This window comes from Aeromicrobium sp. UC242_57, from assembly GCF_044452305.1.
Lineage (GTDB): Bacteria > Actinomycetota > Actinomycetes > Propionibacteriales > Nocardioidaceae > Aeromicrobium.
Window position 1 is genome coordinate 337,195 of the sequence record NZ_JBIOAM010000005.1, and the last position, 22,135, is coordinate 359,329.

A 22,135-nucleotide genomic window follows, 5' to 3' on the forward strand; every position below is an offset into this window, starting at 1 on the left:
CGCGGTCGTCAGCGGTCAACCGCAAGCTCGACGACCAGCAGGGCCACGCAGATGAGCCCGGCCCACAGCTCGGACTTCGGCACGAACGTCACCGCGACCAGCGCCGCGATCGCGAGCCCAAACGGTCCAGCCGTGCGGATCGATGAGTCGTGCAGCCGGATGCTGATGAGCCACAGTGCGGCGAGGAAGACTGCAATGGGACCGGTGACGAAGGCGCTGCTGACCAGGTCGGAGACCTCGACGTGGTGGTCGTAGAACTCGACCCGGGCCGCCAGGCCGGCGCCGACGGCGGCCGCTGCACCGAAGATCAGGTAGTGCCCGAAGCCCCAGAGGTAGCCGACCGAGTTGCTCGTCAGGACGTCGCCGTTCTCGCGGGCGAAGTACAGCCACCACGCACTGAACGTCACCAGCACGCCGCCAGCGACGACGAACCAGAGCTCGGCCGGTGGCCGCTCGCCGTCGAACGCGGCCTGCAAGGCCAAGGTCACCGACAGGATCGTCTCGCCGAGCACGATGATGAAGAACAATCCGTAACGCTCGGCGATATGGTGCGGATGCCACGGCGTCGTTGCCGTCTGCTCGGCCCATGAGGGCACCGCGAAGTCGATCACCGCGAGCACCAAGAACAACCAGATCGGCAGGTCTCCACCCGTCGCTAGCAGCGCCACGACCCACGCCGCCTGCGCCGCGATCAAGCCGTAGACGTACCGCAGCGCCGTCCGTCGACCGTCAGGATGTCCCTGCGCGACGCGCAACCACATCAGCACCAGCCCGATGCGCATGATGACGTAGCCCACGACCACGAGCGTGAACTCCTGGTCGAACATCCGCGGCACCCCGGCCGCCACGACCAGCGAGCCGAATATCTGCAGCAGCGTCAGGACGCGGTGAACCGTGTCGTCGGGATCGTAGGCGGAGTTGAACCAGGCGAAGTTGAGCCAGGCCCAGAAGATCGCAAAGAACGCCACGCAGAACCACACCAGCCCGTGTCCGGCTGTCCCGTGGGTGATCTCGTGGTGAAGTCCCAACGCGGCCTGCGCGATCGCGACGACGTAGCAAAGGTCAGTGAAGAGCTCGAGCGGCGAGGCGACGCGGTGCTGCTCGTGCGGGTCGCGCGGACGAACTGGCCGCAGGATGGGGGCACCATGCGCCCATCCTGCACCACCAGCTGGTCGTCAGGCCTTCTTGGCGGCTGCCTTGGTGGCGGTTGTCTTCTTGGTTGCCGTCGTCTTGGTGGCAGCCTTCTTCGTCGTCGTCTTCTTGGCAGCCGTCTTCTTGGTCGTGGCCTTCTTGGCGGTCGACTTCTTGGTGGTCTTCTTCGCGCCCTTCTTGGCCGGCCCCTTGGCCCGACGCTCGGCCAGCAGCTCGAAGGCCCGCTCCGGGGTCAGGGTCTCCAACGAGTCGTCCTTGCGGAGCGTCGCGTTGTACTCGCCATCGGTCACGTACATGCCGAAGCGACCGTCCTTGGCGACCACCGGGCTGCCGCTGACTGGATCGTTGCCGAGCTCCTTGAGCGGCGCCGCAGCGGCCTTGCGTCCGTAGGTCTTGGGCTGGGCGTAGATCGCCTTGACCTCGTCCTCGGTGATCGTGAGCAGCTGCTCCTCACGCTCGAGCGACCGCGAGTCGGTGCCCTTCTTCAGGTACGGGCCGTAGCGACCGTTCTGCGCGGTCACCTCGACGCCGTCCTCGACGTAGACGACCCGGGGCAGCGTCAACGAGCGCACGGCATCCTCGAGCGTGACGGTGTCGAGATCCATGCTCTTGAACAGGCTCGCGGTGCGCGGCTTGTCGGCCTTCTTCGCACCTTCGGGCAACGCCTCGGTGACGTACGGGCCGAAGCGGCCGCTCTTGGCGGTGATCTCGAGACCCGTCTCGGGGTGCGTGCCGAGCACGCGCTCGACGCCTGACGGATTGGCCAAGGCTCCCTTGGCCTTCTCGAGGGTCAGCTCGTCTGGCGGCAGGTCGTCGGGCACGTTGCCGCGCGTCGGGACCTTCTTGCCCTCGGCGTCCTCGGTGAACGGCGGCCCCTCGACGTACGGGCCGTAGCGACCGACGCGCAGGTTGATGTCTTCGCCCAGCGGGAACGTCGCAAGACCGCGTGCGTCGATGTCGGCAAGTTCTCGACGAGCCGCTTCAGACCTGTGTCGCCTTCGCCTGATCCTGTCCAGAAGCCGTTGAGGACGTTGACCCGTTCTTCGCGACCACCGGCCACCTCGTCGAGGACGTCCTCGAGCTCGGCGGTGAACGAGTACTCGATGAGCCGGCCGAAGTGCTGCTCCATGAGCCGGATGACGCTGAACGCGATCCAGGCCGGGACGAGCGCGGTGCCCTTCTTGTAGACGTAGCCGCGGTTCTGGATCGTGCCGACGATCGACGCGTACGTCGAGGGGCGCCCCGATCTCGCGGGTCTCCAGCTCGCTGATCAGCGAGGCCTCGGTGAATCGCGACGGCGGCTTGGTCTCGTGGCCGGCCTTGCCGAGCTCGGCCGCAGTGACCGTGTTGCCCTCCGACAGGTTGGGCAGCTTGGTCTGCTGGTCGTCGCCCTCGGCATCGGCGTCGTCATTGGACTCGACGTAGGCCTTGAGGAAGCCGTAGAACGTGATCGTGCGTCCTGACGAGCCGAAGACCACGTCCTCGCCCGTGCTGGCGGTGGTGCCGATGCGGATCGACACCGAGTTGCCCTTGGCGTCGTTCATCTGGCTGGCGATCGTGCGCTTCCAGATCAGCTCGTAGAGCCGCAGCTCATCGCCGCTGAGCCCGGTCTGCTTCGGCGTCGTGAACTTCTCGCCCGCCGGTCGGATCGCCTCGTGCGCCTCCTGCGCGTTCTTGACCTTGCTGGCGTACACGCGGGGCTTCTCGGGCAGGTAGGGCTGGCCGTACAGCTCGAGCACCTGCGCCCGGGCTGCGGTCAGCGCGGTCTGCGACAGCGTCGTGGAGTCGGTACGCATATAGGTGATGTGACCGCCCTCGTACAGCCGCTGCGCGACCTGCATCGTGCGGGCTGCACCGAAGCCGAACTTGCGGGGAGGCTTCCTGCTGCAACGTCGTGGTGCGGAACGGCGCGTACGGACGACGCGTGTAGGGCTTCTCCTCGACCGAGCGCACCGTGAACGGCTGCTCGGCCAGGGCGTCGGCCAGGGCACCGGCCTGCGCCTCGTCGAGGTGGGCGACCTTGTCGGACGTCAGCGCGCCGGTGTTGTCGAAGTTGCTGCCCGACGCGATGCGCTTGCCGTCGATGCTGAACAGCTTGGCCGGGAACTGCTGCGGGTCGAAGCCCTCACCGGCGTCGAACGTCGCCTCGAGGTCCCAGTACGACGCGACCTTGAACGCCATGCGCTCGCGCTCGCGCTCGACCACGAGCCGGGTCGCGACGGACTGCACGCGACCGGCCGACAGGCCGCTCATGACCTTCTTCCACAGCACCGGGCTGACCTCGTAGCCGTAGAGGCGGTCGAGGATGCGGCGGGCTTCCTGCGCGTCGACGAGGTCCATGTCGATGTCGCGGGGGTGCGTGATGGCGTACTGGATCGCGTCCTTGGTGATCTCGTTGAAGACGATGCGCTTGACCGGCACCTTCGGCTTCAGCTCGTCGTACAGGTGCCACGCGATGGCCTCGCCCTCGCGGTCCTCATCTGTCGCGAGCACGAGCTCGTCGGCGTCCTGAGCAGCTTCTTGAGCTTGGTCATCTGCGACTTCTTGTCAGCAGAGACGACGTAGATGGGTTCGAAGTCGGAGTCGACGTTGACGCCCAGACGGGCCCACGGCTCACCCTTGAACGCTGCCGGCACTTCGTCGGCACCGCGCGGAAGGTCGCGAATATGGCCGACGGACGAGTCGACGACGTAGCCGTCCCCGAGGTAGCCAGCGATGCTGCGGACCTTGTTGGGGGACTCGACGATGACGAGCGAGGTCAAGAGGAACTCCTGTAGTGGGCGGTCGGGCATACGCTAACGCGTGATGTCAAGCCTTCGCGCACCGCACGGCCTGGTGTGATGTGCGACAGGTTCTCCGCAGCAGCGGTCAAACAGTGTCTGAAGTCGATGCGAAGATAGTCTGTGGCTTTTTCAGGATATGCGCGATTGTGGGCGGACCGGTCCATCCGCTCTTTGTACATCGCGGCGTTCTTCGCACGCATCCCCGCGATGGCAGCACCCTTGGTGCTCACCCTGCACGTCGTCGACGAGCTGGGCGGCACCTACGCCCAGGCCGGCGTCATCGCAGCATCCAGCACGGTCGGCATGGCGATCGGTGCCCCGTGGCGTGGACGCCTGATCGACCGGCTCGGCATGCGACGGGCCGTCGTGCCGTCGGTCATCGCCGTGGTCATCCTCTACCCGCTCGCGACGATCGCGTCGTACGCCTGGCTGATCCCGCTGGCCTTCCTGATGGGCATCTTCCTGATCCCGATCTTCTCGATCGTGCGGCTCGCGTTGACCGTCATGGTCGACGAAGACCAGCGCCGCACGGCGTTCTCGGCCGACAGCGTCATCGCCGAGGCCAGCTTCATCATCGGTCCCGCTGTCGGCGCCGTGATCGTGACGACCGCTGGCGGTGGTCCGGCGCTCATCGCGATCGGCCTGTGTGAAGGCATCGCCGGACTGCTGTTCCTGTGGCTCAACCCGCCCACCAAGTCCGCACCCAGCGCCGATGCTCCGGTGTCCGACGACGTCACGAAGTGGATGTCGGTGCCGTTGGGCTTCTTGTTCTTCATCTCTGCTGGCGCGATGATCGCGCTGATGGCCACCGACCTCGGCATCGTCGCGCAGCTGCGCGAGCTCGACGAGGTGGGCTCGGTCTGGATCGCGTACGGCCTGTGGGGCTTGTCCTCGTTGGTCGGCGGCTTGGTCTACGGCGCGTGGCACACCTCGATCCGGCCTACCTACCTGCTGCTGGCCCTGGGCCTCACCACGATCCCGGTGGGCCTCGGCAGCCAAGTCTGGTCGTTGTCGCTGTGGGTCATCCCCGCTGGCCTGCTGTGCGCGCCGACCATGACCGCCGCCGGAGAGTGGATCGCCAAGCTTCGTGCCCGAGCATCGCCGCGGCGAGGCCATGGGCTGGCAGGGCACGGCCTTCACCCTCGGCGGCGCCGTCAGCGCTCCCGTGGTGGGCTCGGCGATCGACGAGGTCGGCGCCTGGGGTGGATTCGCGTTGGGCGGCGCAGTCGCAGCCGGCATCGCGATCGTGTCGCTGAGCGGTCGGTTGATCCCGGCGTTCCGGCCCCAGCCGGTCGAGGCACAGCCCGTCGCCGCAGTACACCAGCCCGAAGAACCAGCACACCGCGAGGAGACCGCATCATGATCCGCGACGCCGTGGCCGCCGACCTGCCGCAGATCCTGGCCATCCACAACGAGGCCATCGTCAACACGACCGCCAACTGGGACGAGCACGCGGTCGACCTCGACAACCGCGCGCAGTGGTTCGCGGCGCAGCAGCAGGCCGCGCTGCCGATCCTGGTCTGCGAGCTCGACGGCGCGGTCGCCGGCTACGCCTACTACGGTCCGTGGCGTCCTCGCACCGGCTACCGCCACACGATGGAGAACACCCTCTACGTGCACGTCGACCACCACGGGCGCGGCATCGGCAACACGCTGCTGGCGGCCCTGGTCGAGCGCGCCCAGGCCAGCGGCGACGTCCGCTGCCTGATCGCGGCGATCGAGGCTTCCAACACCGCCTCGATCGCGCTGCACGCCAAGCACGGCTTCGTCGAGGTCGGCCGTTTCCCTCAGGTCGGCATCAAGTTCGGCGAGTGGCTCGACCTGGTCTGCATGCAGCGCATGGTCGAGATCGATCAGACCAAGAATCCCTCTTCGGCCAGCCGCGCACCGACGACGCGTAGGTCTGGCGCAGCTCGGCCGGGTCGCGGTCGAGCAGTGACGCCAGTGCGTCGAGGATCTGTCCCGACGTCAGCTCGCCGTCGCTCGCGCCGACCAGACCGGCTTCGATCGTGTCGAGCTGGCGGCTCCGCCGCACGCCGTGCTGCAACCGGATCACGATGCTCTCGGGATCGTCCGCACCCGCGGGACCCCTGGTCTCCTGGACGAGGTCGAAGGCCTGACGCAGCGGCCGGTCGAGCAGGGCGGCATCGTCGGCTCCACGCAGGGCATCGGTCCGACGGCCCCAGGCCTCGATGCCTCGACCGACCGGTTGGGCGATCTCGCCGGTCCACTCCTCGAGCCGGTGAACCGGCGTCTGATCGGTCTTGCGCAGGCTCAGCCAGCCGAAGCCGATCGCCTCGATGCCCTCGGCGTCGAACCAGTCGAGCCAGGCGTCATAGCGCTGGATGTAGTCCTGGGCGGTGGCGAGGCCTGCGTCGGCGAGCCACATCTCGACATAGGCCGCCGGGTCGACGAGCTCGCGCTGCAGGATCCACGCGTCGAGCGGACGTCCGACCAGCCACTGCCCCAGCTCGTCCTCCCAGTCGGTGCCCGCGACGGTGGGCCCAGTTGGCCAGGATCTGGCACCAGCCACCGAGGTTGAGGTGGGCGTCGGCGTTCTCGACGAGGTGTCGCACGACGCTGTCGCCGGGCATGCCGGAGTCGCGGTAGACCAGCACCTGGCTGCCGGGAGGCGAGATCACGAACGGCGGATTGGTCGCGATCAGGTCGAACGTCTCGCCGGCGACCGGGTCGAACAGGCTGCCGTCGCGGACGTCGATGCCGGCCTCGTTGAGCTCGGCGGTGAGCCGGGCCATCGCCAGAGCGCGCGGGTTGACGTCGGTCGCGACGACCTGCCGGGCGTGCTGAGCGAGGTGCAGCGCCTGCACGCCGCACCCCGTGCCCAGGTCGAGCGCCTTGCCGATGGGTTCACGGATCGTGAGCTGCGCCAGCGACGACGATGCCTCGCTGATGCCGAGGACGTATGACGGGTCCATGGGCGCCTGTCGTCCGTCGAGACCGGGAGTCGGGTCGCACACGATCCACCAGTCGTGGTCCTCGTCGCCGTAGGGACGAATGTCGACGAGTGCGGTGACCTCACCGGCACTCGCGGTCAGCATCCCGGCGGCGGCCAGCGGCTCGACCAGTCCTGGCAGTGCGGCGTCGGCGGCGGATCGGTCGACCGGAACCTGCAGGGCGAACAGGCGCACGAGCGTCGCGAGGTCACCGCCCCCTCGGGTGGCTCGCAGGGCCGGGACGCTCTGATTGCGTCCGAGCGCCCGATGGGCGTCGTCTCCCAGCAACGCGTACACGGCGTCGACGGTGAATCCGGCCCGGGTCAGGGCGAGGCGAAGCAGCGAGGTCACAGAGGAAGGAAGCACGAGGCAACCCTCCCAGACCCCGCGAGTGGCGCAAAATGGTCGACCTCGGAACGCAGATCAAGCCACCGTGCACCACTCGCAGGTCTTAGACGGGTGCCTCTTCTTCGGTGACGTCCTCGCTGTCGCCAGCTACCTCGGACGGGTCGAGGGCGATGGGACGCGACCGCGCGATGCCGACCGCCACCACGATGATCACGACCGAGATGCCCGCGATCGAGTAACGCAGCGCGTCGCTCGCATCGTCACCGTACGAGTACTTGATCACCAGCGGGACGATCAGCAGTGCCACCAGGTTCATGACCTTCAGCAGCGGGTTGATCGCCGGACCGGCGGTGTCCTTGAACGGATCGCCGACCGTGTCACCGATGATCGTCGCCTCGTGGGCCGAACGATCCCTTGCCGCCGTGGTTGCCGTCCTCGACGAGCTTCTTGGCGTTGTCCCAGGCACCACCGGAGTTGGCCAGGAACACGGCCATGAGGGTGCCTGTCGCGATCGCACCGGCCAGGTAGGCGCCGAGCGGTCCGACGCCGAGACCGAAGCCGACCGCGATCGGCGCGAAGATCGCCAGGACGCCTGGCGTCGCCAGCTCACGCAACGAGTCACGGGTGCAGATGTCGACGACCTTGCCGTACTCGGGACGACCCGTGCCCTCCATGATGCCGGGGATGTCGCGGAACTGGCGGCGCACCTCGAACACGACGGCACCGGCCGCGCGACCCACGGCGTTGATCGCCAGGCCCGAGAACAAGAACACGACCGCAGCGCCGATCAGCAGCCCGACCAGGTTGCTTGGATCGGCGACGTTGAAGACTCCCAGCGTCGCCAACAGGTCGCCGATCTTGAACGTCGACTGGTACCCGGCTTCGCCGAGGTCGGCGATCGAGTCCTTGATCGCATCGGTGAACGCACCGAACAGGGCCGTGGCCGCGAGGACGGCCGTGGCGATCGCGATGCCCTTGGTGATGGCTTTGGTGGTGTTGCCGACGGCGTCGAGCTCAGTCAGGATCTGCGCGCCGGCCTCGTCGACATCGCCCGACATCTCGGCGATGCCCTGGGCGTTGTCGCTGACCGGGCCGAACGTGTCCATCGCGACGATGACGCCGACGGTCGTGAGCAGACCGCAACCGGCCAGCGCCACGGCGAACAGCGACACGATGATCGAGCCGCTGCCGAGCAGGAAGGCGCCGAACACCGCTGCGCCGATCACGAGCGCGGTATAGACCGCCGACTCGAAACCGACCGACAGCCCGGACAGGACAACGGTCGCCGCACCCGTGCGCGACGTCTTGGCCACGTCTTGCACCGGACGGGTCTCGGTGCCGGTGAAGTAGCCCGTGAGCGCCAGGATCACGGCGGCCAGCACGATGCCGATCAGCACTGCGATGATCGCGATGAGTCGCGGATCGCTGTCGACAGCGGTCTGCAGCGGCACACCGGTCTGGCTGAAGAGCTCTTCGATCGACGTCGTGCCGCCTGCGCCGTTGAGCCCGTCGAACGACGACGGCAGGTAGAACCAGGCGAAGGCGCTCGACGCGACTGCGGAGATCACGGCGGACAGGTAGAACGAACGGTTGATGGTCTTGAGCCCACCTTCGCCGGCGCGCGGACGCGTGAAGTAGACGCCCAGCAGAGCTGTGATCGCACCGATCGCCGGGATGACGAGCGGGAGCACGAGGCCTTCTTGGCCGAAGGCGACCGAGCCGAGGATCAGGGCGGCGACCAGCGTGACGGCGTACGACTCGAACAGGTCGGCGGCCATGCCAGCGCAGTCACCGACGTTGTCGCCCACGTTGTCGGCGATCGTGGCGGCGTTGCGTGGATCGTCCTCGGGGATGTTCTGCTCGACCTTGCCGACCAGGTCGGCGCCGACGTCGGCGGCCTTGGTGAAGATGCCGCCGCCGACTCGCATGAACATGGCAAGCAGCGCCGCGCCGAAGCCGAAGCCTTCGAGCACCCGCGGGGCATCGCCTTCGTAGATCAGCACGACGGATGCCGCACCGACCAGGCCGAGCCCGACGGTCAGCATGCCGACGGTCCCGCCGGTGCGGAAGGCGATCCTCATGGCAGCTTCGCGGCCCTCGTTCTGGGCGGCGGCGGCCACGCGGATGTTGGCGCGCGTCGCGAGCCACATGCCGATGTAGCCGATCATCGCCGAGAAGCCGGCACCCAGCAGGAAGTAGATCGACCGGCCGATCCGGATCTCGGCGTCGCCCGGCAGCAGGAACAAGATGCCGAAGGCCAGCACGGCAAACACGGCGAGCGTCTTGAACATGCGTCCGAGGTACGCTGCCGCCCCCTCTTGGACGGCTTGGCCGATCTCCTGCATCTTCGCGGTGCCCTCGGATGCCTTCAGCACTTCGGCCCGGAACACCCGGCCATGATCAGCGCGATGACTCCGACAACCGCGACCCCAATCACCCAGTAGGTGTTGCCGTCCGCGAAGCTCCAAGTCGCCGGCTGCCGCAACGAGCGTCACATTCGCCATGAACAATCCTCCAGAGGTTCAGACATGAACTTGCTGCGGACTGGCGGGCAGACCGCGTGACGCACGTTACATGCCGAGGGACCCCTGGTGTGTGATCTCGCTCACTTCGCGACGGATTGTGCCTCTTCGAGGGACGCATGTAGCCCGAAGACTTTGTCGAGGCCCGTGATCTGGAAGATCTTGAGGATGCGTTCTTGCGTGCACACGATGTCGAGCGATCCGCCGTCTGCGCGCACGCGCTTGAGCGCGCCGACAAGGACTCCAAGGCCCGTCGAGTCGAGGAAGTCGACCTTCCGCACGTCGATGATGAGCCGGGTGTGCCCCGCGTCGACGGCGGCGACGATGCCTTCGCGCAACCGGGGCGCCGTGTAGACGTCGATCTCGCCACCGACCTCGATGATCTCGAAATCACCATCCGTACGGGACGTCAGTGCCAGCTCCATGCACGCATTCAACCACGACCATTGGCACCTCGCCTGTTGCTCTCTGCGAGACTCGGCACGTGGATCCCGCTGACCTCGTGCTGCGCTACGGCGAACGGGTGACGCACGTGGAGCAGGTGCCGGCCCGTGAGGCCGTCGTCGAGCCGTGGCCCGAGTGGGTCGACGCCGACGTACGGGCCTTGTACGCCGCCGAAGGCATCACCGCGTTGTGGGGTCATCAGGCCGAGGCGCTGCACCATCTGCACCACCGCCGCCATACCGTCATCTCGACGGGAACCGCATCGGGAAAGTCGTTGGTGTTCCAGGTTCCGGCGCTCACCGAGCTGCAGGCCGGACGGACGGGCAGCGCGCTGCGCGGCAACCGGATGCCGACCGTGCTCTACCTCGCCCCGACCAAGGCCCTGGCCGCCGACCAGTACCGACGCCTCGCGGGGGCGTCGGCGTTGCGTGCGCGCCGCGACCGTCGACGGCGACAACTCGCGCGAGGAGCGCTCCTGGGCTCGCGATCACGCCAACTACGTGCTGACCAATCCCGACACGCTGCACCACTCGATCCTGCCGGCGCATCCGCGCTGGACCCGGTTGCTGGCGGGGTTGACCCATGTCGTGATCGACGAGTGCCACCACTACCGCGGCGTGTTCGGGGCCCACGTGGCTCACGTGCTGCGGCGGCTGCGGCGGATCTGCGCGCACTACGGGGCAGATCCGGTCTTCGTGCTGTCGTCGGCGACGGTCTCCGAACCTGAGGTGTTCGCTGCCCGGCTCACCGGCCTGGACGTCGTCCCGGTCACCGACGACGCCTCGCCCCACGCCGCCCGCACGATCGCGCTCTGGGAGCCGCCGATCATCCCGGGCATCGGCGATGACAAGGAAGGTGTGGTCCGCCGCTCGGCGACGACCGAGGCCGGTAGCTGCTCACCGACTTGGTCATCGGCAAGGTGCGCACCCTTGCCTTCGTCCGGTCGCGGCGCGGCGCCGAGGCAGTCGCCGCCACGGCGCAACGACGTCTGGGCGAGGTCGACCCAGGCTCGTGGGCCGGGTCGCGACGTATCGCGGCGGATATCTGCCCGAGGAGCGACGCGAGCTCGAGCAGCGGCTCCGCAGCGGCGACCTTCTCGGTCTGGCCAGCACAAACGCGCTCGGCTCGGCATCGACGTGGCCGGGCTCGATGCCGTCATCACGGTCGGATTTCCGGGCACCCGCGCTGCGCTGCAGCAGCAGTTGCGGCCGGGCCGGACGGTCGGGCGGCTCGATCGGCATCCTGATCGCACGGGACGAGCCGCTCGACACGTTCTTGGTCCACCATCCCGAGGCTCTCCTCGGAGCGCCGGTCGAGGCGTCGGTCTTCGACCCGGACAATCCGTACGTCCTGGGACCTCACCTCGCTGCCGCCGCCCAGGAGATCCCGCTGACCGAGGACGACTTCGCGTTGTTCGGGCCCCGGGCGGCCGAGGGCGTCGCGGCTCTGGAGGCAGCCGGCTGGCTGCGCAAGCGCCAGGCCGGCTGGTTCTGGACCAAGCGTGAACGCGCCAGCGACCTGGCCGACATCCGTTCGAGCGGCGGCGCGCCGGTCCAGATCGTCGACGCCGCCACCGGTCGGTTGATCGGCACCGTCGATGCCGGGTCGGCCGACTCGACGGTCCACGAGGGTGCGGTCTACGTGCACCAAGGCGACATCCACGTCGTCGACGAGTACGACGTCGAGCACGGCGCCGCGATCGTCCACCGCGCCGACCCCGACTACTCGACCTCCGCGCGCTCGACCACCGAGATCGCCGTCATCGCGACCGATCGCACAGTGCGTTGGGGCGATGCGGCGATCTCTTTCGGCTGCGGTCGAGGTCGTCAACCAGGTCATCTCGTACCTCAAGCGCAGCACGACCGGCGGACGGGTCTTGGGCGAGGCCTGCTCGACCTGCCCGCCCGCACCTTGCACACCAAGGCCGTCTGGTGGACGCTCGACGCCGCCGCAGTCGCCGACGTGCTGGAGTCTGATGACGTCCCGGGTGCCGCCCATGCCGCCGAGCACGCCGCGATCGGCTTGCTGCCCCTGCTCGCGACGTGCGACCGCTGGGACATCGGCGGCGTCTCGACCGCCCTGCATCCTGACACCGGGACGCTGACGGTCTTCGTCTACGACGGCTATCCGGGCGGCGCGGGCTTCGCCGAGCGCGGCTACGAGATGGCGGCGAGGTGGTTGCAGGTGACGCGCGACGCGATCGCTGCGTGCGAGTGCCCCTCCGGCTGCCCGTCGTGCGTCCAGTCACCCAAGTGCGGCAACGGCAACGAGCCGCTCGACAAGGCCGGGGCGGTCAAGCCTGGACGCGCTGCTCAAGGACTCCTAGCCGGTACATACTCGGCCGGCGCGGCACGTGCCTTCTGCTCCGAGACCCACCGCTCCTCCCACCACGTCGGGCTCGCTGCCCTGGCCCTCACGGTCGCGACGTCGAGGTCCATCCGGCAGGCGACCAGCCGGGCGTGGTTGCGTCGGGCGACGGACCGTGCCGCAGCACAACCGTCGTCGCCGCGCGCACTGGCCTGCGAGCCGGCCAACGCGGCAAGATCGGCAGCGGAAGCCACCCGGTGGCTCAGGCGCGACGGCTGGGTCGCCTGCACCGCCACCCAGGTGGCCACGATCAACGCGAACGCGATCCACACCGCGTGCACGGCCACCGCACCCCGTTCGTCAGCTGCGTTCACGGCTGCTCCCGCAGCGCGACCGACGTCGACTCGAGGGTGCGTGATCCGATGCCAGAGAAGAACGGCACCGGCATGCGCGACTCGACCCGGACCGTCACCACCACGAGGTCGTGATCGTCCTCGACCTGCACCGTCGCACCGGCCGGCGCATGCTGCCGAGCCGCCTTCCGCACGGCGTCGATCGACTCACCGCGGGCCACCATGCGGGCCGACTCGCGGGACGCATCCGCGATGCGCACCTGGGTCACGCCCAGCGACACGATCCACAGCATCAGGAAGGCGAAGGCGACGCCCAACGGCGCGATCGTCATGAGCTCGGCCGTGACCATGCCGTGTTCTCGTCGCTGGCGAGGTGCTCGGACTGATCTCATGCAATCCCCTCTCGGTGGGCCGGGGCGGCACCTGGGTGCCGCCCCGGGACGGGTCAGAACGGCAGGATGTTGGGGGATGTTGTCGAGCAGGTCCTTGACCAAGTCGCCGAACCACTCGGACTGGCCGATCTTGACCAGCACCCCGCCGATCGTGCACGCCCCCACCGTGCCTACGGCGTACTCCGCCGTACTCATGCCGGCTTCATTCCTCTTGCGCAGCTTGACCATGTGTCGTCCTCTCCTGATGGGTGAATGTCATCGAGAAGATGTGCTGCTGCGTCGGCTTTCTGCGAACGAACTTTGGCCCTGGGGACAACTCGGGTGCTGGGACGCCCTGTGGACATCACGGCAGGAACGAGGCGAATGACGACATGATCGTCGGCACGATGCCGATCAGGAAGAACGCCGGCAGGAAGCAGGCCCCCAGCGGACCCGCGGTCTGCACGGCGATCTTGCGACCGTGCTGACGACGACGTGCGACCAGCTCACGGCGCTGCTCAGCCGCGACACCCGCCACGACCTCGGCTACCGGCATCCCGGATCCCTCAGCCCGGGCAAATGCTCTGCCCAATGCGCCGAGGACCGGATCGGCGGCGAGCGCCGACCAGACGGTCTGCGGGTCGGCGGTGATCGCCAGACGACTCGCCACGGTGGCAAGCTCGGGTCCGAGCGGCGGCACCGTCGCCTCAGCCACCACCGACAGCGCGAGGACCGGTGGCCGGCCGGCCTCCAGCGCAGCGACCATGAGGTCGAGCGCCGTGGGCAGGGCCGCAGCCAGCTCAGCTGCCCGACGCCTGTCTGCCGCAGACTCCAGCCGTCCGACAGCACGCCACACCACGGGTGCCGACGCCGCGCCCAGCATCAGACCGGGTGCTGGTCCCAGCAGCATGACGCCAGCGATCGGCACGAGTGACGCCGCCACGATCCGCAGGTCGACCTGCACTCCGGCGCGCCTGGCGCCACGCATCCACCTGATCCGCTGCACAGGTGGTCGAGAGACCAGGCACCACATCGCCATGGCTGCCAGCAGCGCCGAGATCACGGTGGTCGCTCTGCCGACGTGGCGATGCGCTCGATCCACACGACTCCCAGGCAGGCCAGGGCGCAGCCCGCCGCCGCACACATCGATCCTGGCCACGTGCTCGTCAGCATGGAGAACGGGCTACCGCCGAGACCTGACCCCAGCACGAGACCCACGACCGGCAGGATCGCCATGAGCCGGCCGGTCGCCCGAGCCGGCGCTACGCCGGCCTGGATCTCGCGTTCGAGGTCGTGATCGTCTCGCACCGACTGCTCCAGCCGACCGAGGACTGCTGCGAGCGGTGCGCCTGCGCGGTCGGCGACCTGCCAGGCCGCCCCGAGGTCGCGCAGGGCCTCTCGGCCGGGCGCGCTCCCCGCATCGCGCAGGGCCGCGGCGACATCGGCACCCAGATCGGCTGCCTGCGCCGCCGGCACCAGGAACGCGTGCTCACGGGACAACCCGGTCAGCACCTGCACCGGAAGCTGACCGGTCCGGCAGCTCGGCCGCCATGAGCGCCAGTACTTCGGCGGTGATCCGACGCCTGGTTCGGACGCTGTCGCGTGCCCGTGCCGCACGGACCTGGCGAACCCCGAAGACGCCGAGGCCGAGCAGCGTCACGGCCAGGACGAGCCTCGGCCCGGGCAGTCGACTCACGCCGATCAGCGCGAGCCCGGCCACTGCCAGCGCGGGCAGTCGACGTGTCAGGGCAGATCGTCCGACACCCCAGGCGACCGCGCAGCAGCCACCGGCTCGACGGTCGCCACAACAGCATCGCGATAGCAGCTGATCCAGCAGCCAGCCAGGTCACCGGAGCACCTGGCGCAGTCGATCACGCCCCGGCCCACCGACCGAGCCGCCGACGCCGAACGTCTGCGCCGTCACGCACTCGACGGAGCCTGTCGAGGCGCGGCGGATGACGCCGACCTGCTCGACGACGCGAAGCCCGTCGGCGCGTCGCCCGAGGTGGACGACCACGTCGATGCCCGCTGCCAGCTGGCTGTGCACTGCGGCGCGAGGCAGCCCGGCCGCCACCCCCAGGGCTTCGAACCGGGCCGGGACGTCGGCAGGTGAGTTGGCGTGCACCGTCCCGCAGCCGCCTTCGTGCCCGGTGTTGAGCGCTGCCAGCAGGTCGACGACCTCTGCCCCGCGCACCTCGCCGACGACCAGTCGGTCGGGCCGCATGCGCAGCGCCTGACGGACCAGGTCGCGGACCGTCACGAGGCCGACCCCCTCGACATTGGCTGGCCGCGCCTCCAGACCGACCACGTGCGGGTGCTGGGGTCGCAGCTCGGTCGCGTCCTCGACGACGACGATGCGTTCACCAGGATCGACCTCGGCCAGCAGTGCCGCGAGCAGTGTGGTCTTGCCGGTTCCGGTCCCGCCGGAGATCACGAACGCTGCGCGCGACCGCACCAGGTCTCGCAGGCAGTGCCATGCCTCGGTCGAGAGCGAACCGGCCTGGTGCAGCCGTCGAGCGTGAACGACCGGCGGGCCGGCACCCGCAGGGAGACGATGGTCCCAGGCCTGGCGACGGGTGACAGCACCGCATGCAGCCGGGTGCCGTCGACCAGGCGGGCGTCGACCCACGGGCTGGCGTCGTCGAGCCGCCGCCCGGCCTGCGCGGCAAGCCGTTGGGCCAGCCGTCGCACCTGCGCCTCGTCGGCGAACTGCACCGACGTACGTTCGAGGCCCGCCCCGCAGTCGACATAGACCGCATCGGGCCCGTTGACCAGCACATCGGTCACCCCGGGACGTGCCAGCAGCGGATCGAGCAGCCCGGCGCCACACGACTCGCTCCGCAGCTGGTCGACCAGCGCGAGCACGGTCTCGCTGCCCGCCAGCTGCTGCTCGGCGCGCAGCGCCGCGGCCACGCTGTGCGGGGTCGGCTCGGAAGTCTCCGCCGCGAGCCGTCGCCGCACCCGCTCCACCAGCGGTGGCACCGTCACGACCGTTCCAGCCCCAGAGCGTCGAGCACGGTCGATGCCGAACGGCGCAGCGATCTCGACTGGCCAGGACCGTGCCCGCGGTCGATCGCAGCACGCAGCCGATGATCAGGTCGGATGCGTGCGAGCACAGGCAGCCCGAGCACCTCGGACACTGCGACCGGCCCGATCCCGCCCCCGCCTGGCCACGCTGACCACGGCAACGGCCGGTGCAGATCGCCGCACCTGCGCGAGGACACCCGACGCAGCCGACACCGCGCTGATCTCCTCAGGAACCACGACGAGGGTCAACATCGAGCGGCCCAGCAGCCCGGCCGTCTGATCGTCGTGGTGCCGGCTCAGGTCGACGGCGAGCAGGTCGAATCCGCGCACCGCCGCCGCGAGCACGCCGGGCCACGACTCCGGCAGCGGCCCCCGCTCGTCCCGGCCCCACGACAGGGTGGAGACGCTGCGGTGCTGTGGCAGCACGTCGACGAGCGAGCCGACGTCGATCCGTCCGCGGGTGGCGGCGAAGTCTGGCCAGCGCAGACCGTCGCTGCGCTCGGACCGAGCAGCAGCTCGAGACCTCCGCCGAGCGGATCGGCGTCGACCGCCAGCGACCGCAGACCTCGTCGAGCTGCCGTCACGGCGAGCGCCGCCACCAGGGTCGATGCGCCTGCTCCCCCGGACCCGGCGATGACGCTCACGACGCACGCCTCGTCACGGCCGTCGAGCGCAGCGGCCAAGACGTCGAGGATGCGGCGTTCCTCGTCGGGACCGCACACGACTTCGGCCCCCAGCGCGATGGCGGCCGGCCAGTGCGCGGACGGTTCGCGGGCCAGGACGATGACGTGCTCGCGTCGCGCGAGCCCGGCGTCGGCGACCTCGGAGACGAGATCTTCGCCGACGACGACGCCCGAGGCCTGCCGCCACGTGCGCCGGACGCCGGCAAGGTCGTGGGCCAGTCTGGAGTCGAGCCCATGGCGGCACACCACCGCTGCGCGCGGTCGCGCAGCGCCTCGTCAGCCGTTGCGATCAGGGGCGGTCTCACCTCGGTCATGTCTCGACGATGCCGACGTGCGGTACGTGGCCGGAAGCGGCCGACGACGGCCTGTGGACAGGCCGAGATGCCCCACGATGCTGTGGACCGCCCTATCCTGAAGGGGTGAGCCCCACACGGACCGCCGCATTCTTCGACCTGGACAAGACGATCATCGCCAAGTCGAGCACGCTTGCCTTCGGCAAGCCCTTCTACGACGGCGGCCTGCTCAACCGACGTGCCGTGCTGCGCAGCGCCTACGCGAACTTCATGTTCTCGATCAGCGGCGCCGACCACGACCAGCTCGAGAAGATGCGCGCCTACCTGACTCAGATGGTCAAGGGCTGGGATGTCGAGGTCGTCCGTCAGGCTGTCGCCGAGACGCTGCACTCGATCATCGACCCCATCGTGTTCGACGAGGCGGTGTGCCTGATCGAGGAGCACCAGGCCGCCGGACGAGATGTCATCATCGTCTCCGCGTCCGGTGCCGAGGTCGTCGAGCCCATCGGCGCGATGCTCGGGGTCGACCACGTCATCGCGACGACGCTCGTGGCCGACGAGGGCCGGTACACCGGCGAGGTCGACTTCTACGCCTACGGACCGCACAAGGCGGTCGCGATGCAGCAGCTGGCCGAGGAGCGCGGGTACGACCTGTCGGAGTCGTATGCGTACTCCGACTCTGAGACCGACGTGCCGATGCTCGAGGCCGTGGGCCACCCCTTCGCGGTCAACCCCGACAAGGCGCTGCGCAAGATCGCGCAGGAGAAGGACTGGCCGATCCTGGTGTTCGCGAAACCGGTCGCCTTGCGACCCCGCCTCGGCTTGTCGACCAAGGTCGGCAAGGCCGCAGCAGCGACGGCCGCCGTCAGCGCCGTAGGTGCGATCGCCGTCGCGGTGGCATCTCGCCGCAAGTTCCGGCCGAGCGCCTGACGGCGATCACATCAGCCGCTTGTGAACGAAGGCGCAGAACATTACGCGTCAGTAGGGGTTTTGTTTCGCCAGCCGTCGGCGTAGACAGGAGTCAGTTGTACATGACAACTCCACAGCGGCACAGCATCCGGTACCCACGCGGCGATCACCCGTCTCAATGGGAAAGCCGCTCGCAGGACTCCAGCCCACTCAGGAACCATGGAGCCGCGACGACTCAGATCCTGCACGCATGGTAGCCGAGCATTGCTGGCCAGATGGCGTCGATTCCTCCGAGAGTCGGCGCCATCGCTCTGTGTAGAGCCAGCTGCTCTGCGGCGGACGCCCTAGCGGGCGAGCGGTGAGGCCTCGGCCGCCCGGGTGAACGACTGCGCCGCGTACATCAGCCACTGGTGGACGCCGGTCGGCTTGCCGCTGCCGTATGCCGCGAGCGCCGATCGGTATCCCTCCGGCTCGGCGGCGTGGCCGGCCTCGGGCACCAGGACGGATGCCGGGTCGACGCCCTTGGCCACCAGCACGAGCCGTTCGGCGGCCCGGCCGACGATCGCGTTGTGGGTCGCAAAGGCACCGGCCGACGTGATCTCGGCATTGACGAGGGCCGCGACGACCAGCCCGGGCGCCTCGGTGGGCTGGCCCAGCATCCAGGCCAGCTCGGTCAGCCGGGCGACACCATCGGGATTGACCGGACGGCCGAGATCCGCATCGTCGACCGAACCAGCCGCGGCCAACGCATGGATGCGCGCCAGGGCCTGGACAGGGGCACGGTTCCAGACCGGCAGCAGGCCCAGCAGCTCGGTCGACAAACGCACCGCGCCACGGGCGAGCACGTCGCCGCCACCCGACGCGGCTCGTCGACGTCGTAGGTGCTGCCTTCGAGACTCGCGGTCGCGGCGGCGCCGAGCAGCAACGCACGCGCCGTGTCGTCGGGGGTGCTGCGGCGGAGCCCGCGGTCACGGAGAATTCCGTCGAGACCGTCGCGGGCGCCGGCATAGGTCGATGGGATGCCTTCGAGCAGGGCAGCCGAGATGAACGGATCGGACACGCCCGAAGCGTACCGGCCGCCTCATACGGGTAGCGGTAGCCTTCACACAATGAACGACTCCCCGGAAGACCGCACGGCCAAGTGGCTGGTCGGGGATCGCCTGTCCTGCGTCCTGCACCTCGGCGACGGATCACTCGCCTACCGGCTGGCCGAGCAAGGCCACGAGGTCGTCGTCGCCGGCGATGACGTGATCCAGAGCCGGCACCCCGAGATCCAGTACGTCCGCAGCAGCGGTGAGCGACTGCCGTTCGTCGGCGACGCCTTCGACGCCGTGATCGTCCCCGAGCTGCGGGAGTCGCCGACGGCGCTGGCCGAGTACGCCCGGGTGCTGCGTCCCGACGGCCTGCTGTCGACGATCTCGCGACGTCACGACGACTCCATTCCCTGGATGCGCAAGCTGCGCGAGATCATCGGCGCCCGCGAGGCCGGTGCCGCCTCGGTCGACACGTTCAGCGCCTCGGGACTGTTCCGTGAACCTGAGAGCCATGCGCTCGGCTCGTGGGAGAAGCTCGACCTGCCGGGCCTGCTCCGCTTCGCTGCAGCGACCAAGCACCCGTCCGTCGGTGAGACAGCGCTCGGACAAGTACGCGAGCTGTTCATGAGCTACGCCGGCCAGACCGGATTCCTGCGGTTGCGCCACGAGACGTTCTGCACCCGCGCCCGCGTCGACAAGTCGAGCATGAGCCAAGAAGCGGAGCCGCCCGACACGATGCTGCTCGACTTCCGCTGACCGCCCAGCGCCCCCGTAGAGTTGCAGGGTGAAGTTCCTCAATGACCTGACGCCCTCGTACGACCTGACGTACAACGACGTGTTCATGGTGCCGGGACGTTCCGACGTCACGAGCCGCTTCGACGTCGACCTCAGCACCGAGGACGGCACCGGCACGACCCTGCCGCTCGTCGTCGCGAACATGACGGCGATCTCAGGCAAGCGCATGGCCGAGACGATCGCCCGGCGCGGCGGCATCGCGATCATCCCCCAAGACATTCCGCTCGACATCGTCGAAGCGACCATCAAGCAGGTCAAGGACGCCCACACGGTCTACGACACGCCCGTCACGGTCGGGCCGACCACGACGGTCGGTGAAGCCATGAGCCTGATCCCCAAGCGGGCCCACGGAGCCGTCGTGGTCGTCGAGCACGGTCGAGTGCTGGGTGTCGTGACCGAGCGCGACGGCGCCGAGATCGACCGATTCGCCCAGGTCCGCGAAGTCATGTCGACCGACATGCTGACCTTCAAGGTCGGCGCCGATCCCCAGACCAGCTTCAACGAGATGTCGGCCCGTCACATCGACTTCGCGCCCGTCGTCGACGGCGACCAGCTCGTCGGCGTCCTGACCCGCAAGTCCGCCCTGCGATCGACGATCTACGACCCGGCGATCGACCCGAACGGCCAGTCGTGATCGGCGCCGCCGTCGGCATCAACGGCGACGTCGAGGGCAAGGCCGCCGCGCTGCTGGCGATGGGCATCGACGTCCTCGTCGTCGACACCGCTCACGGCCACCAGGTCAAGATGCTCGACGCACTACCGCTGGTCGTCGCCGCCCGAGACGCCCACGCCGCCAGCACCGGTCGCCGGATCCCCATCGCGGCAGGCAACGTCGTCTCGGCCGACGGCGTCCGTGACCTCGTGGCCCGCGGTGCCGACATCGTCAAGGTCGGCGTCGGGCCCGGCGCGATGTGCACGACCCGCATGATGACCGGCGTCGGACGCCCCCAGTTCTCAGCCGTCCTGGAGTGCGCCGACACCGCCCGCGAGCTCGGTGCGCACGTCTGGGCCGACGGCGGTGTCCGGTACCCCCGCGACGTGGCCCTCGCCCTCGCCGCCGGGGCGGCAAGCGTCATGATCGGATCGTGGTTCGCCGGGACGCTCGAAAGCCCCGGCGACCTCAAGGTCGGTCCCGACGGGCGTCCCTACAAGGAGTCGTTCGGCATGGCCTCGGCCCGCGCCGTCTCCAACCGCACCCGCGACGCCGCCGGATTCGAACGAGCCCGCATGGCCCTGTTCGAAGAAGGCATCTCCTCGTCCCGCATGTTCCTCGACCCCGAACGCCCCGGCGTCGAAGACCTCGTCGACTCCATCATCGCCGGCGTCCGGTCAAGCGCCACCTACGCCGGAGCCCGGTCCATCCCCGACTTCCGCGAACGCGCCACCGTCGGCCTGCAAAGCTCAGCCGGCTACGACGAAGGACGCCCGCTGAACGTTTCTTGGTAGTAGGCCGCACGCGGCTCGTGCCTCGCCGCTCGCTTCCGTGCTCGCTTCGCTCGCACGGGGCGGCCTGCTCGCTTCGCTCGTTGTGGGTGGGACGAGAGGTTCGATGGTGTGCAGAGCCCTTTCGTTGGTCATGTGGAGCAGTCCGCTTAGGGTGGCACGGTGCTGCGTCTCATGGTGACCGGGTTGGTGGTTGTTGTGGTGGCGGGGTGTTCTTCGACCGGCACGTCAGCCAGTCCATCGGCGCCGCTGGACCCCTACATCACCGTGGTTGAGCCGGCCGAACGGAAGACCGCACCCGTCCTGTCCGGTGAGGACTTGTCCGGGAACATCCTGTCCACTGCCGATTTCGCCGGCAAGACGATGGTCGTGAACCTGTGGGGGCCGTGGTGCGGACCCTGCCGTGCGGAGGCGCCTCTGCTCAGCAAGGTCTCTGCCGAGTACGCCGACCAGGACGTGCAGTTCGTCGGCATCGTGAACGACGCCAAAGCAGACGAAGCCTCCGCATTCAACCGCAACCACGACATCACCTACCCGAACTTCGCCGACCAGTCAGGGCGCCTCGAGATGGGTTTCAACGACAGTCTGCCGACCCAGGCTGTTCCCACTACGTGGATCATCGACAGCCACGGCAAGGTCGCCGTCAGGATCGCCGACCCCACGCTGACCAAAGCGACACTCTCCGGCCTGCTCGATGACGTGATCAGCGAGGGCTAG

General features: G+C 68.9%; 17 protein-coding genes and 6 pseudogenes. 8 read left to right on the forward strand and 15 right to left on the reverse strand.

The features are described 5' to 3' along the window. Nucleotides 1-8 precede the first annotated feature (8 nt). Together ACHMWU_RS23545 and topA are read right to left on the reverse strand one after the other, a co-directional pair. On the reverse strand, nucleotides 9-1,028 hold the full coding sequence (locus tag ACHMWU_RS23545; protein WP_396047673.1) for a low temperature requirement protein A: 1,020 nt from the start codon (nucleotides 1,026-1,028) through the stop codon (nucleotides 9-11). A 147-nt stretch (nucleotides 1,029-1,175) separates the two neighbouring features. After that, nucleotides 1,176-3,944, reverse strand: a pseudogene (topA, locus tag ACHMWU_RS23550) (type I DNA topoisomerase). Nucleotides 3,945-4,055: 111 nt separating this feature from the next. Here topA and ACHMWU_RS23555 point away from each other — a divergent pair. Beyond that, nucleotides 4,056-5,747, forward strand: a pseudogene (locus tag ACHMWU_RS23555) (MFS transporter); the annotation flags it as partial. Nucleotides 5,748-6,268: 521 nt separating this feature from the next. On the opposite strand, the gene ACHMWU_RS23560 reads toward ACHMWU_RS23555, so the two are convergent. From ACHMWU_RS23560 to ACHMWU_RS23575, 4 genes are all read right to left on the reverse strand, one after another. Beyond that, nucleotides 6,269-7,255, reverse strand: a complete 987-nt coding sequence (locus ACHMWU_RS23560) for a methyltransferase (protein WP_396047675.1) — start codon at nucleotides 7,253-7,255, stop codon at nucleotides 6,269-6,271. An 85-nt stretch (nucleotides 7,256-7,340) separates the two neighbouring features. Then, the gene (locus tag ACHMWU_RS23565; RefSeq protein ID WP_396047677.1) at nucleotides 7,341-7,706 is read right to left on the reverse strand and encodes a sodium/proton-translocating pyrophosphatase; all 366 of its coding nucleotides are present in this window, start codon (nucleotides 7,704-7,706) and stop codon (nucleotides 7,341-7,343) included. Next, nucleotides 7,615-9,741 carry a sodium-translocating pyrophosphatase gene (locus tag ACHMWU_RS23570; RefSeq protein WP_396047679.1) on the reverse strand — a complete coding sequence of 709 codons (2,127 nt, stop codon included), beginning with the start codon at nucleotides 9,739-9,741 and terminating at the stop codon, nucleotides 7,615-7,617. The genes ACHMWU_RS23565 and ACHMWU_RS23570 overlap by 92 nt, the downstream gene beginning before the upstream one ends. 101 nt (nucleotides 9,742-9,842) lie before the next feature. Then, nucleotides 9,843-10,184, reverse strand: a complete 342-nt coding sequence (locus ACHMWU_RS23575) for an STAS domain-containing protein (protein ID WP_396047681.1) — start codon at nucleotides 10,182-10,184, stop codon at nucleotides 9,843-9,845. Between the two features lie 116 nt (nucleotides 10,185-10,300). On the opposite strand from ACHMWU_RS23575, the pseudogene ACHMWU_RS23580 reads away from it, so the two are divergent. The 3 genes and pseudogenes from ACHMWU_RS23580 to ACHMWU_RS23590 form a co-directional block, all read left to right on the forward strand. Then, a pseudogene (locus tag ACHMWU_RS23580) lies at nucleotides 10,301-10,561 on the forward strand (DEAD/DEAH box helicase); the annotation flags it as partial. Nucleotides 10,562-10,631: 70 nt separating this feature from the next. Beyond that, the gene (locus ACHMWU_RS23585; protein ID WP_396047683.1) at nucleotides 10,632-11,708 is read left to right on the forward strand and encodes a DEAD/DEAH box helicase; all 1,077 of its coding nucleotides are present in this window, start codon (nucleotides 10,632-10,634) and stop codon (nucleotides 11,706-11,708) included. Continuing rightward, a pseudogene (locus ACHMWU_RS23590) lies at nucleotides 11,593-12,384 on the forward strand (Zn-binding domain-containing protein); the annotation flags it as partial. The gene ACHMWU_RS23585 and the pseudogene ACHMWU_RS23590, both read left to right, overlap by 116 nt. Nucleotides 12,385-12,515: 131 nt before the next feature. Here the strand turns inward: ACHMWU_RS23590 and ACHMWU_RS23595 are convergent. The 8 genes and pseudogenes from ACHMWU_RS23595 to ACHMWU_RS23630 form a co-directional block, all read right to left on the reverse strand. After that, a complete protein-coding gene (locus ACHMWU_RS23595; protein ID WP_396047685.1) occupies nucleotides 12,516-12,884 on the reverse strand; it encodes an Rv3654c family TadE-like protein in 369 nt (122 codons plus the stop codon). After that, nucleotides 12,881-13,483 carry a TadE family type IV pilus minor pilin gene (locus ACHMWU_RS23600; RefSeq protein WP_396047687.1) on the reverse strand — a complete coding sequence of 201 codons (603 nt, stop codon included), beginning with the start codon at nucleotides 13,481-13,483 and terminating at the stop codon, nucleotides 12,881-12,883. Before ACHMWU_RS23600 ends, ACHMWU_RS23595 begins: the two co-directional genes overlap by 4 nt. Nucleotides 13,484-13,598: 115 nt before the next feature. Further along, nucleotides 13,599-14,297, reverse strand: a complete 699-nt coding sequence (locus tag ACHMWU_RS23605; protein WP_396047689.1) for a type II secretion system F family protein — start codon at nucleotides 14,295-14,297, stop codon at nucleotides 13,599-13,601. Continuing rightward, entirely contained in the window at nucleotides 14,294-14,746 is a 453-nt protein-coding gene (locus tag ACHMWU_RS23610; RefSeq protein WP_396047691.1) for a type II secretion system F family protein, read from the reverse strand. Before ACHMWU_RS23610 ends, ACHMWU_RS23605 begins: the two co-directional genes overlap by 4 nt. Continuing rightward, entirely contained in the window at nucleotides 14,724-14,930 is a 207-nt protein-coding gene (locus ACHMWU_RS23615; RefSeq protein ID WP_396047693.1) for a hypothetical protein, read from the reverse strand. Before ACHMWU_RS23615 ends, ACHMWU_RS23610 begins: the two co-directional genes overlap by 23 nt. Before the next feature lie 150 nt (nucleotides 14,931-15,080). After that, nucleotides 15,081-16,222: pseudogene (locus ACHMWU_RS23620) on the reverse strand (TadA family conjugal transfer-associated ATPase). 105 nt (nucleotides 16,223-16,327) lie between these two features. Beyond that, nucleotides 16,328-16,591, reverse strand: a complete 264-nt coding sequence (locus ACHMWU_RS23625) for a hypothetical protein (protein WP_396047695.1) — start codon at nucleotides 16,589-16,591, stop codon at nucleotides 16,328-16,330. Further along, the gene (locus ACHMWU_RS23630; protein WP_396047697.1) at nucleotides 16,558-17,193 is read right to left on the reverse strand and encodes a hypothetical protein; all 636 of its coding nucleotides are present in this window, start codon (nucleotides 17,191-17,193) and stop codon (nucleotides 16,558-16,560) included. Before ACHMWU_RS23630 ends, ACHMWU_RS23625 begins: the two co-directional genes overlap by 34 nt. Before the next feature lie 170 nt (nucleotides 17,194-17,363). Between ACHMWU_RS23630 and ACHMWU_RS23635 the strand changes: the two genes are divergently transcribed. After that, nucleotides 17,364-18,167 carry an HAD family hydrolase gene (locus tag ACHMWU_RS23635; RefSeq protein WP_396047699.1) on the forward strand — a complete coding sequence of 268 codons (804 nt, stop codon included), beginning with the start codon at nucleotides 17,364-17,366 and terminating at the stop codon, nucleotides 18,165-18,167. A 323-nt stretch (nucleotides 18,168-18,490) separates the two neighbouring features. Here ACHMWU_RS23635 and ACHMWU_RS23640 read toward each other — a convergent pair whose 3' ends face one another. Continuing rightward, nucleotides 18,491-18,991: a hypothetical protein gene (locus tag ACHMWU_RS23640; RefSeq protein ID WP_396047701.1), complete on the reverse strand. Its 501-nt coding sequence runs from the start codon at nucleotides 18,989-18,991 to the stop codon at nucleotides 18,491-18,493. Between the two features lie 264 nt (nucleotides 18,992-19,255). On the opposite strand from ACHMWU_RS23640, the gene ACHMWU_RS23645 reads away from it, so the two are divergent. The 3 genes and pseudogenes from ACHMWU_RS23645 (at nucleotide 19,256) to ACHMWU_RS23655 (ending at nucleotide 22,135) form a co-directional block, all read left to right on the forward strand. Further along, a complete protein-coding gene (locus ACHMWU_RS23645; protein WP_396047703.1) occupies nucleotides 19,256-19,936 on the forward strand; it encodes a class I SAM-dependent methyltransferase in 681 nt (226 codons plus the stop codon). A gap of 85 nt (nucleotides 19,937-20,021) precedes the next feature. Further along, nucleotides 20,022-21,421 (forward strand): annotated as a pseudogene (locus ACHMWU_RS23650) (GuaB1 family IMP dehydrogenase-related protein). A gap of 159 nt (nucleotides 21,422-21,580) precedes the next feature. Further along, nucleotides 21,581-22,135: a TlpA family protein disulfide reductase gene (locus ACHMWU_RS23655; protein WP_396047705.1), complete on the forward strand. Its 555-nt coding sequence runs from the start codon at nucleotides 21,581-21,583 to the stop codon at nucleotides 22,133-22,135.

Coding starts and splice junctions, on each gene's coding strand:
- ACHMWU_RS23570 (WP_396047679.1), bottom strand. CDS start 9,741: ATGGCGAATGTGACGCTCGTTGCGGCAGCCGGCGACTTGGAGCTTCGC.
- ACHMWU_RS23600 (WP_396047687.1), bottom strand. CDS start 13,483: ATGGTCAAGCTGCGCAAGAGGAATGAAGCCGGCATGAGTACGGCGGAG.
- ACHMWU_RS23645 (WP_396047703.1), top strand. CDS start 19,256: ATGAACGACTCCCCGGAAGACCGCACGGCCAAGTGGCTGGTCGGGGAT.
- ACHMWU_RS23575 (WP_396047681.1), bottom strand. CDS start 10,184: ATGGAGCTGGCACTGACGTCCCGTACGGATGGTGATTTCGAGATCATC.